The following is a 9,991-nucleotide window of genomic DNA, read 5'->3' on the forward strand; positions in this document are numbered from 1 at the left end:
TTGAAGCTCAGGCCCTCGCGCCTCAAGAACATCCAGACCGCGTTGTGCGAGACCTTGACCCCGCGTGCGGCCAACTCATCCTTCAAACCGTGCAGCGTCAGATGCGGTGTCTCACGTATACGCGCCTCGATGAAGGCACGGTGCGGCTCCAGCAACCTCTTGCGATGTCCACCCATCTTGCCCGGCGCGACCGAGCCAGTCACCCGATGGCGCTGCAACAACTTCACCGCCGCCGAAACCGAAATGCCGAACCGTTTGGCGGCCGACCGGCGGCTCTCGCCACCCAAAACCGCCGCTACAACACGTTCGCGAAGATCATTGGAAAGAGGTCGGGTCATCCGATGCTGGCCTCCACTCCAGCCAGCATCTTGAATCACAAAACAGATAAATCTGGAATCCCCTTTGATTCCGTCAAAGGGGGAACCGCTCTAGTTCGCAGCCGCCGGGGAGTAGCAGGGGCGGAAGCGTCGACCCTAAGATCGTTGGCCACGGCAGCCAACCGTCGGAGCACGGACATGCGTGGACGAACGGCAGTATCGGAATGTTCTTCTTCCAAACGGCGACGTTACTCTCTGCTCTATGGATTTTGAACGGCGCCACGTATTGGGCAATCTTCTGCGCGACGAATACGAAGACCTCTTTGAAGGGCCAGTTTTTTGCGAAATCGTCGATCGCGTGAATGGAACGGATGGTTTTCTGCTTTGTAGGATGTGCGAATTTGCCGATCCAAAGCATCCGCATGCTGATTGGATGCCGGCGAACCGCCTGAAGGGGGCCGGCGCGAATGCCGATACTCTCGGACTGACGCGACCCGGTATCTTTATTCGAGCAGGAACCGCTGATGAACAGCCGCCAGCATTGGCACACATGGCGACATTCACCATACTTTGCGGCCCAAACGTCGAAGAGGCTAAGGGCACCGCTGTGAAACTCGGACCAGCAGGAGAGCATAGCACCCGGTGCCGGTGAGCGAGGTTGCACGCTGGCACGACATTCATTCGATATGCTTCATCTATACCGCCGGCGGGCACGGGCCCGGGACTGCATATTCCCACGCGAAGAAATTGAATCGGAAGCTGAACGTCCAAAGGGCGCTTCAAAGGCGGCTCGGATCGATGGCTTCAGCGCAATCCGCCGAAAGCTATACCGTGATCCGGGGCTCGAACTTGACACGATCAAGGCTGATCATACTCCTAAATTTTCGCACGTTGGGGTTGGTATAGAGCTTTGTCTTGACGAAGACGTCAAAGGCCTCGACGTCCTCGACCGCTACGACCAGGACGAAATCGGCGTCGCCCGTCACCATGTAGCACTGAGTTACCTCCTTGGCCGCGCGCATCGCGCGCTTGAAATCGTCGACAAGATCCAGACGTTCACGGTCAAGTTCTACTGTCACAACAACGGTAAGCGATTTGCCAAGAGCCTTCGGATCCACGAGTGAGATATCCGCAACGATCACGCCCTCCGCACGCAACTTGTTCACTCGACGCATGCATGAGGCGGCTGAAGAACCGACTAGTTCCGCGAGGTCGGCAAAGGAGTGCCGATTGTTCCTCTGTAGCGCCGTCAGGATCCTTTTATCTAGGTCGTCCACCGTCTGATGCCCGGCCCTACTTGGAGATTTAATATTTACTTAGCAATTTAACAATTGCAGAAATTTCCGCAACGTTTATTTCAATTCACCAGCAAAAGTGAAACAAACAAGCATTCACGGCCCGGCAGTTGATCAAATACGCGCACCTTCCGGATTCAACCCAGAGCGGTCCGAAGTGCGTCTGATAAGCTGACGACATTTCAAACCCCGCTTTGTGTGATCCGCATTTCAGCAGCCGACGCGTTTTGGCGCAAACCCCAGAGTTCGAGGACGCTTGTATCGACAAGCTCCGCTTTCTCTGTGTGCCTCCAGTCAAAAAGCCGCTGTGCAAGCCCGACACTTTTTCAATGTAATATATTGGGCGCGCTGGACTGCTCATTCAGCGGTCTTGCTCAAGCACGATGGCTTCGACGAGGCAGATGATGGCATCGTCGTTCGGAAAGATGCCGACAACGTCGGTGTGCCGCTTGATCTCGCCGGTGAGCGGCTCGATTTGATGCATGAGCGGCTACTTGGCAAATTGAAGACTTCACCAAAACTCTTCGCCGACGAGACGACCGCGCCGGTGCTCGATCCCGGCCGCGGCAAGACCAAGACCGGGCAGCTCTGGGCCTATGCCCGCGATGACCGACCATGCGAGGGGAGCGACCCGCCGGGAGTCGCCTATGTCTATGCACCCGACCGGAAGGCCGAGCGTCCGATCGCTCATCTCGCAGGCTTCACTGGAATCCTGCAGGTCGACGGCTATGGCGGCTATCGTGTGCTGGCCGACAAGAGCGGCGTGACGCTCGCCTTCTGCTGGGCGCACGTTCGCCGGCGGTTCTATGAATTGGCCGTGTCCGGACCGGCGCCGATCGCCGGCGAGGCGCTGAGACGGATCGCCGAGCTCTACAGAATAGAGGATGATATCCGCGGCCGATCGGCCGATGAACGCCGTGCGGTACGTCGGGAAAATAGCCGTGCCATTGTCGCCGATCTTGAACTCTGGCTACGCGAGAAGCTCGGCCTGATCAGCCAGAAGACAAAGCTCGCCGAGGCGATCCGCTACACGCTCTCGCGCTGGCAAGGCCTCTCGCGCTTCCTTGACGACGGCCGCATCGAGATCGACAGCAACACCGTCGAGCGCTCAATCCGTCCGATCGCCATCTCGGGGTCATTCTGCCCATGTTGGGCAGGAGGTCGAGGTCCATTACCGTTGGCACCCATATTTCGGACGTCGGCTTCGCTGCGAGAACAGCGAAGAGCGCGCCAACGGCCGGATCATTCATCTCGTCGTCGCGCCCGGGCATGTCATTACCGCTCCGGCCTGGGTGATCGATCCCGTGGCTTGCGCGGCGATGGGTTTGGGCTCCCGGCGCGTATCGCTTGCCGCGCTGCTTGAGCTTCACAAGCTCTTGATCGAACGCCGTTTCCGGCGAGGCTCTCCGGATGATTTCACCATCGCGGAGGCGCAACATGAGAAGCCTGCCACCCCCGACACGATCTCTCGTGGTCGTTCGCCAACTCAGCTTGCCGCTCGACTCGCAGAAGCTGAACGGGCTGAGTTCAGCGCAATGGACCATAGTGATCGCCCGGCTCGCCAACGTACTGATGGCCGCCGCCGGCGTGGCAACGGAGGAGGAGAGCTGCCATGACGAGCGGTAATCTGATTCCGACTGCCGTCCTCAAGCGCAAGGCCGTCGTCTATGTGCGTCAGTCCACTCAGGCGCAGGTCCAGCTCAACCTTGAGAGCCAGCGTCGGCAATATGAGCTTGTCGACGTCGCGCGGCGCTGGGGATTCCGCAAAGTAGAGGTGATCGACGAGGATCTGGGACGAACCGCAAGCGGGGCTGTGGAGCGTCCCGGTTTCGAGCGCCTGGTCGACGATCTGTGCACCGGCCATGTGGGCGCCGTGCTTTGCCTGGAGGCGTCCCGCCTGTCGCGCAACGGGCCGGACTGGCATCGGCTGCTCGAGTTGTGCGGCGAAGTCGATGCACGCGTGATCGATCTGGACGGAGTCTACGATCCGGGTTGCCGAACGACCGCCTGCTGCTCGGTATGAAGGGCAGCATCAGCGAGTTCGAGCTCGGCGTGCTGCGTGCCCGCATGTACGAGGCCGCCCGCGCCAAGGCACAGCGCGGGGAACTGCGCATCTCCGTGCCCTTCGGCTATGTCTGGCACCGCGATTACGGTCTCGGGTTCGATCCCGACATGCGCCTGCAGGAGACCATTTGTCCAACCCGGAGACATGGGTAACAGATTGTACTTAAGACATGGGTGACAACCTCGTGCCGAACGGGTTGTCGATGGTCTGCAAGGTCCTCTGTTGCAAGTCGATATACCTGAGATCGTAATGCATGAAGCTGACGAGCCAAATGCCGTCGTCGACCTCCTTGATTCCCAGCCTCTGACCGGCGAGCACGGTCGAGACGTTGATCTTCTTCCTGTGCATACAGATGCGGCCGCAAGCGGTAACCAGGATGTCCGGTCGTGGAAGGGGTATTCCAGTTCCGGCAGGCCCTCATAGGCTCTTGAGGACGTCGTGTAGAGCTCGGCCGGGGTGCGCATGGCGAGCGCCTCGTGTGGCCTTTCCTCATTGAATTCGCTGATGGAAGCGTCGAACCTCGCCTGCTGCTGGAGGATATTCATGCCGGGCGGCCTGGTCGTCTCTTTCTTTAAGGTCAGATGCATGCGCTCGTGGCGGCCGTTCTGTTGCGGGTTGCCCGGCTGGATGCGCTCGATGACGATGCCGAGCCTGAGCCAGAACACCGACAGGCGCGAGAGATTGTAGAGGCCGTTAGGCGAAGCGAAAGGGAGTCCGTTGTCGGAGCGGATGGCGGCGGGCAGGCCGCGCTCCCTGAACAGCCGCACGAAGGCCTCGATGACCGGCGTCTCCTTTGTCGATTCGAGCGCTTCGCAGGGTAGCGCGAGGTCTGGTCGGTGACCGTCAGGGGTAACAGTAGCTACCGTTGCCGAGCCTGAACTCCCCCTTGAAGTCGGTGCACAACAGATCGTTAGGGGCGGCGGCTTGCGACAATGGCGTGCCCACGGCCTTGTTCGCCGGGTTCCTCTTGCGGGCCTGGCTCACAAGGCCGTGACGGTCGAGCACGGCATGCACGGTGCTTTCGGCCGGGATACGCACATCACCGGCGAGCTTCCTGACCAGCAACTCCCTGATCTTGCGAGCGCCCCAATGCGGCTTCTCGCGCTTGGTCTCGACGATCAGCCGCTCGATCTGCTCGGGCAACTGGTTGGCGTACCTCACCGGCCGCCGCGAGCGGTCGCAAAGCGCCTCCAGCCCTTCCTCCCTATAGCGGTTGAAGATCTTGTAGCCAGTCTTGCGCGAAATTCCGAAATCCCGGCACACATCGCTCATGCCTTCTCCCTCGAGAAGGCGGGCAACGAACCGTAGACGTTCCTCCATCACCGAACACTCTCTCCACGGCATCAACACCTCCGGCCAAAAGCCAAAAGTGTTACCCATGTGTGGTACAAAACGTCACCTATGTCTCAGGCCGCGCAATTCGCCTGATATTCGCGCGCTTCCGCGAACTCGGCAGTGCGCGCCAGGTCCTGATCTCGATGATCGACGATGGCGTGCATTTTCCCAGACCCTCCGACGGCAAGAAGATGGTGTCCTTCGACTGGGGTTCCGATCCGCTACCGCAACGTGATCTCGATCCTGAAGAACCCATTCTACGCCGGCGCCTATGTCTATGGTAAAAGCGAGAAGCGCACTGAGATCGTCGATGGCCGCGTTCTCAAGAGCTATGGCCATTACAAGCCGGCTAGCGAGTGGGCGGTGGTGCTCAACGACCATCACGAAGGCTACATCGGATGGAGCGAGTACGAACGGAACCAGGAACTGCTCGCGGCCAACGCTTATGGCAAAGCCGGCGGCGTCAAGTCGGGCCGCGGCGGTCGCGCGCTGCTCCCGGGTCTCATCTCCTGTGGTCGATGCGGGCGAAGACTGGTTGTCATGTATGCCGGACGCGGCCAAGGTTATCCGGTATATCGCTGCGAGCGCGGCAACCTCATGATGGCACAGGCGCGATGCATGTCGTTCAACGGCTTTCGCACCGACGCGGCGGTGACCTGCGAAGCGCTGGAGGCGGTTGCGCCGATGGCGATCGAAGCGGCGTTGGAGGCTGAACGGATGCAGCTGGAGAGCGAGGCCAGGCGCCGGCAGATGATCGAGCTGGACCTGCAGCAGGCGCGCTACGAGGCATCGCTCGCCGAGCGCCGCTATGCGGCCTGCGACCCGGAGAACCGGCTTATTGCGGCCCAGCTCGAGAGGAGTTGGGAAGCCACGCTCAGGCGCGTGGAGACCTGCGAGGCCCGGCTGAGCCTGTCGACGCGGTTCCGGACTTCACGGGCCTCGGCCAGGATCTCAAGGCCACCTGGAATCCGCCGGGTGTCGACATGCGCTGTCGTCAGCAACTGCTGCGCGCGCTCATCAAGGACATCGTGGCGGATGTCGATCACGATGCGCGCGACGTGATCTTGACCATCCACTGGCATGGAGGCCAGCACTCGCAGGTGCGGGTTCGCAAGCCCAAATCCGGAGAGCATGGCCAGCGTACGCCTGAGGAGGCTCTGGCGATCATGCGATCCATGGCAACCCGGTGGTCGGATGCCGAAATCGCTGCCACACTCAACCGCATGGGCATGCAGACCGGTCAGGGAAAGACCTGGACCGCGCGTCGCGTCCAATCGCTGCGCACGGTGCACAAGATCAGCGGCTATCGCTCTTCCGACAAGAATGGCGAGTGGCTCACTATGTCGGATGCGGCCGCGAAGCTCGGCGTGTCGCACGTCAAAATCCGCCGGTTCATCAGGGATGGCCTCTTACCCGCCGAGCAGGTCATGCGCGGCGCGCCCTACCAGATCCGCGCCAGCGACCTCGAAGACGAACGGATCAAGGCCGAACTGGCGCGCAATACTCCGCGTCGCAATCGCTGTTTTCCGCCATTTGAAAAGGAGGTGCATAATGAATCAGTCTTCGCGCTCAACCGCAAGAACGCGCTCTTTGCTGGCTCGGACGGCGGCGCCGAACACTGGGCGGTCATTGCGTCGCTGATCGAAACCTGCAAAACTCAACGCTGTCGAGCCAGTCGGCTATCTCGCCGACGTACTCACCAGGATCGTCAACAGCCACCCCAACAGCCAGATCGACGACCTGCTGTCTTGGGCTTACATCCTGGCTCCCGAGCTCAAGGCCGTGGCCTGAGAACACCGCTCTGATGTCCGCTGTCAAGGTTTGGAACGCAGGAGGTCGCCCGATCCGAGGAACGGCTGCTCATTCTGATAGTCGCGCATGGGTGGAGGCGGAACTGAAGGACGTCGGTGATCAAGCTCTGATGCGCGGGTTGACTACCGCATTCCCGATTGTGCGTCCGGGGCTGTTCCTATCTTACTGCGGGCGTCGGCCATGTTGCGGCCACAAAGCGTCTGACGGGCATTCCCCTGCCGTGGTCCCGCCTCCGCCCATCGCGAGATGTGCGCCGTCGCGGCGAGCGATCAGGTGACGCGCGCCTCCCTTGCGACTGCCCACATGAAGCCGACCAGTTCACGGGCGATCGCGGTGCAGACGACCGTTGTCCGTTTGCCTCGAGCGCTCAGCATGCGGTAGCGCGCTGTCAGGCGGGACTGCGCCTTCCAGGCGATCTCACGCACCTTCGGTGGCGCCTGCTCCAAGCGGTATAGCTTCGCCTTCCCGACCTTGGGCGGATGTCGATAGGTCCAGGCGCTCTCGACCAACAGGTGGCGAACCCGACCGTTGCCTGCCTTTGTGATGCCGCCGCGCCGGACTGTCTCCCCGGTTGAGCGCTCGCCGGGAACCAGACCGACATATCCCATGAGCTGGCGTGGGCTTTCGAACCGGCTGGCGTCGCCGACTTCGGTGACGAACGTCACGGCGACGATCAGGTCTACCCCACGCAATGTCTGAAGCGCCCACACGATCGGTGCCAGTGACCAGGCCGGGACGAACTCTTCGATCACACGCTCCAGCCGCTCGACCCGCTCTTTCGAGACGCGCACCGCCTCGACCATCTCCTGGAGTGCGATCTGATGCGCGGGATGATCGAACCGCTGTTCCTGAAGCCAGCGTAGATAGCGCATCGTCCAGCTCTTTTTTCGCGGATAGCTACGGCCCTGCTCGAGCATGAATGCGCTCACCTGCTGGCGATGAACCCGTAGCGTCTCGACCGCGGCCGCCCGCGCGCGAACAAGATCCCGTATGGACTCGTGCCCTTCATCGGGAACCCACACCGCGGTCAGCTCGCCGGCGCGCAATAGCCGGGCAAGGCAAATGGCGTCTCGGCGGTTCGTCTTCACCCGATCGCCGGGCTTCCTCGGTATCAATGATGGTGCAACCACGGTACAGTCGTGCCCGAGCGACCGGATCAGGCGATAAAGGCCGTACCCGGTCGGCCCGGCCTCATAGCAGAAATGCGCGTAATCAAAGCGGCTGGCGATCCGGCCTATGACCCGCCGCATGCTGGCGGCCGACGCGTCGACCTCGCCGAAGAAGCGAACCTCTCCCTCCCGGCCCACGTCCGCAATCGCGATGGCGTTCCTCAGCTTCGCGACATCGATTCCGACAAATGCTTCCCTATCTTCCCTATAATCTGCCACGGCTCGTCCTCCTGTGGTGAGGATCGGCTCGGCCCGCCCGAGCAACCCTCGGACGCGCAGTGTAGGGCGAGCCACCTCACCGGCAGAGGCGGACATACGGTCTTACATTGAAGAAGTCCGCTTAGTCGAACCGCTTTGAGATGAGACGCGATCCGCCTTCGGATGATGGTTTGGCGTGACCCTCAGACTGCTAGTCTTGCCACTGACCGCTCGATCCGGAGCAGCGGAAACACCAGCCGAAGGAATTGGACCAAATATGCGGCTGCCAGCCGCTTGAGGCTCACGGCCTGAGCCGTGAGTTTAGGCCTGGGTCTTCATATCGGGGAGGCTGCCCTGCGCGCGGGTGGCCGAGGTGGCGCGCAGACACGGGGTCACGCGCTGCCAGGTCTGTGACTGGCCCGAGGTTTGGTCGGAAGGCACGGCTCGCGTTCCCTTAAGGTATGGCCTCTGACCTTGCCCCTCTGATCTAATCCGGTTTGAAGTTCGTTCTGGCCCATTGAGAGGACCAGGACATGAAACGTAGCCGCTTCTCTGAAGAGCAGATCATCGGAATTTTGAAGGAACATGAGGCCGGGGTATCGGTTGCCGATCTGTGCCGCAAGCACGGGGTCAGCGACGCCTCGATTTACAACTGGAAGGCCCGCTTCGGCGGGATGGATGTCTCCGAGGCTCGGCGACTGAAGGCTCTGGAGGACGAGAACACGCGGCTGAAGCGGCTTCTGGCCGACGCCATGCTCGACAATGCCGCGTTGAAGGATCTTGTGGGAAAGAATGTATGGTCCGCCCCGTCCGTGCAAGGGTTCGCGACATCGCCGATGACGATTCCAGTTGCATAAATGTATCCGGCCTCTCTCGAGTGGACTGCTGTTGCAGCCAGGCCATGATGAGATCCGCGCACGCCGTTCCCAATAAATGGTTCGGGCACGAAGCCCGCTTTTTTGCACAGGGCTTACGGCGGGGATCGTCATGAGCCGGCGGGCAACATCTTCACGATCTCCGATCGCATTAATCTCCCTCGTCACCTCGCTTATGCGCTGCTCCAGCCGGCGCAGGTCGGCGAACAGATCGTTGAGCAGTTTGCGCATCGCCGGCGAGAGGTCATTTGACGCGTCGTTCAAAACCAGTGGCAGATCGAGTTTGAACAGGCCCGCTCCCTGTCTCAAGGCAATGCCATATTCCAGGCAAAACGCTCGCATCTGGTTGATGAGACGAGTTCGTGTGCCGATCATCTGGTCGCGCACACGATGCAAAGCCTGGAGGTCGGCTTGTTCCTCGCTCTTGATCGCGGCGAACCGCATTGTCGGCCGAGTGGTGGCTTCGGCGATGGCCTCGCATCGATAATGTCGCTCTTGTTCGACTTCACGTAGGGCTTTACGAACTGCGCCGGGATCAGGCGAACCTTGTGCCCCAGCGCCTGCAGTCTCCTCGCGATCCATCGTGATTCAGCGCATGATTCCATCCCGATGATCGCTGGCGCTACTCGTTCAAAGAACTTCAGCAGCGTATCGCGTCGGAAGCGAGTTCCCTGGATGGGTTCCCCGCCGCTATCCAAGCCGACGACGTGGAAGATGTTCTTGCCGATATCAATTCCATAGACTGCCGCAGAGCGCGGCGCATTGCGTGAGGACATTGCAACCTCCTTTGGTGTGACTGCCCAGATAATGCTGCGGGTGGACGGGGCGGACCATCCCATTAATGGTGACGCCCGCGGCCAAGCGGAAAGCTGTCGCTCGCCTGAAGGAAGGCTTCGGGATGAGCGAACGGCGGGCGTGTAAAGCC

At 60.9% G+C, this 9,991-nt stretch carries 4 protein-coding genes and 9 pseudogenes; 7 read left to right on the forward strand and 6 right to left on the reverse strand.

The genetic code is table 11. The features are described from left to right. A pseudogene (locus NKI24_RS35010) lies at positions 1-338 on the reverse strand (IS630 family transposase); the annotation flags it as partial. A gap of 181 nt (positions 339-519) precedes the next feature. On the opposite strand from NKI24_RS35010, the gene NKI24_RS35015 reads away from it, so the two are divergent. Further along, the gene (locus NKI24_RS35015) at positions 520-969 is read left to right on the forward strand and encodes an SPASM domain-containing protein (RefSeq protein WP_352750714.1); all 450 of its coding nucleotides are present in this window, start codon (positions 520-522) and stop codon (positions 967-969) included. A 172-nt stretch (positions 970-1,141) separates the two neighbouring features. On the opposite strand, the gene NKI24_RS35020 is transcribed toward NKI24_RS35015, so the two are convergent. Together NKI24_RS35020 and NKI24_RS35025 are read right to left on the reverse strand one after the other, a co-directional pair. Next, positions 1,142-1,594 (reverse strand): Lrp/AsnC family transcriptional regulator, encoded by a 453-nt coding sequence (locus tag NKI24_RS35020; protein ID WP_352750715.1) that lies wholly within the window; start codon positions 1,592-1,594, stop codon positions 1,142-1,144. Positions 1,595-1,982: 388 nt separating this feature from the next. Then, positions 1,983-2,087: pseudogene (locus NKI24_RS35025) on the reverse strand (transposase); the annotation flags it as partial. A gap of 3 nt (positions 2,088-2,090) precedes the next feature. Here NKI24_RS35025 and tnpC point away from each other — a divergent pair. From tnpC to NKI24_RS35040, 3 genes and pseudogenes are all read left to right on the forward strand, one after another. Next, positions 2,091-2,744, forward strand: a pseudogene (gene tnpC, locus NKI24_RS35030) (IS66 family transposase); the annotation flags it as partial. Positions 2,745-3,049: 305 nt separating this feature from the next. Beyond that, positions 3,050-3,238: a hypothetical protein gene (locus NKI24_RS35035; RefSeq protein ID WP_352750717.1), complete on the forward strand. Its 189-nt coding sequence runs from the start codon at positions 3,050-3,052 to the stop codon at positions 3,236-3,238. Continuing rightward, positions 3,225-3,805: pseudogene (locus NKI24_RS35040) on the forward strand (recombinase family protein); the annotation flags it as partial. The gene NKI24_RS35035 and the pseudogene NKI24_RS35040, both read left to right, overlap by 14 nt. 34 nt (positions 3,806-3,839) lie before the next feature. On the opposite strand, the pseudogene NKI24_RS35045 reads toward NKI24_RS35040, so the two are convergent. Next, a pseudogene (locus tag NKI24_RS35045) lies at positions 3,840-5,021 on the reverse strand (helix-turn-helix domain-containing protein). A 74-nt stretch (positions 5,022-5,095) separates the two neighbouring features. Here NKI24_RS35045 and NKI24_RS36120 point away from each other — a divergent pair. Together NKI24_RS36120 and NKI24_RS35060 are read left to right on the forward strand one after the other, a co-directional pair. Then, positions 5,096-6,532 (forward strand): annotated as a pseudogene (locus NKI24_RS36120) (recombinase family protein); the annotation flags it as partial. A gap of 45 nt (positions 6,533-6,577) precedes the next feature. Continuing rightward, positions 6,578-6,803 (forward strand): annotated as a pseudogene (locus NKI24_RS35060) (transposase domain-containing protein); the annotation flags it as partial. 290 nt (positions 6,804-7,093) lie between these two features. Here the strand turns inward: NKI24_RS35060 and NKI24_RS35065 are convergent. After that, complete coding sequence (locus NKI24_RS35065) at positions 7,094-8,212, reverse strand: IS110 family RNA-guided transposase (RefSeq protein ID WP_502901514.1); 1,119 nt, start codon at positions 8,210-8,212, stop codon at positions 7,094-7,096. A gap of 512 nt (positions 8,213-8,724) precedes the next feature. Here NKI24_RS35065 and NKI24_RS35070 point away from each other — a divergent pair. Further along, positions 8,725-8,988: pseudogene (locus NKI24_RS35070) on the forward strand (transposase); the annotation flags it as partial. Positions 8,989-9,488: 500 nt separating this feature from the next. On the opposite strand, the pseudogene NKI24_RS35075 reads toward NKI24_RS35070, so the two are convergent. Then, positions 9,489-9,842 (reverse strand): annotated as a pseudogene (locus tag NKI24_RS35075) (IS110 family transposase); the annotation flags it as partial. Positions 9,843-9,991: the final 149 nt, after the last annotated feature.

This window comes from Mesorhizobium sp. M0701, assembly GCF_040320365.1.
Classification (GTDB): domain Bacteria; phylum Pseudomonadota; class Alphaproteobacteria; order Rhizobiales; family Rhizobiaceae; genus Mesorhizobium.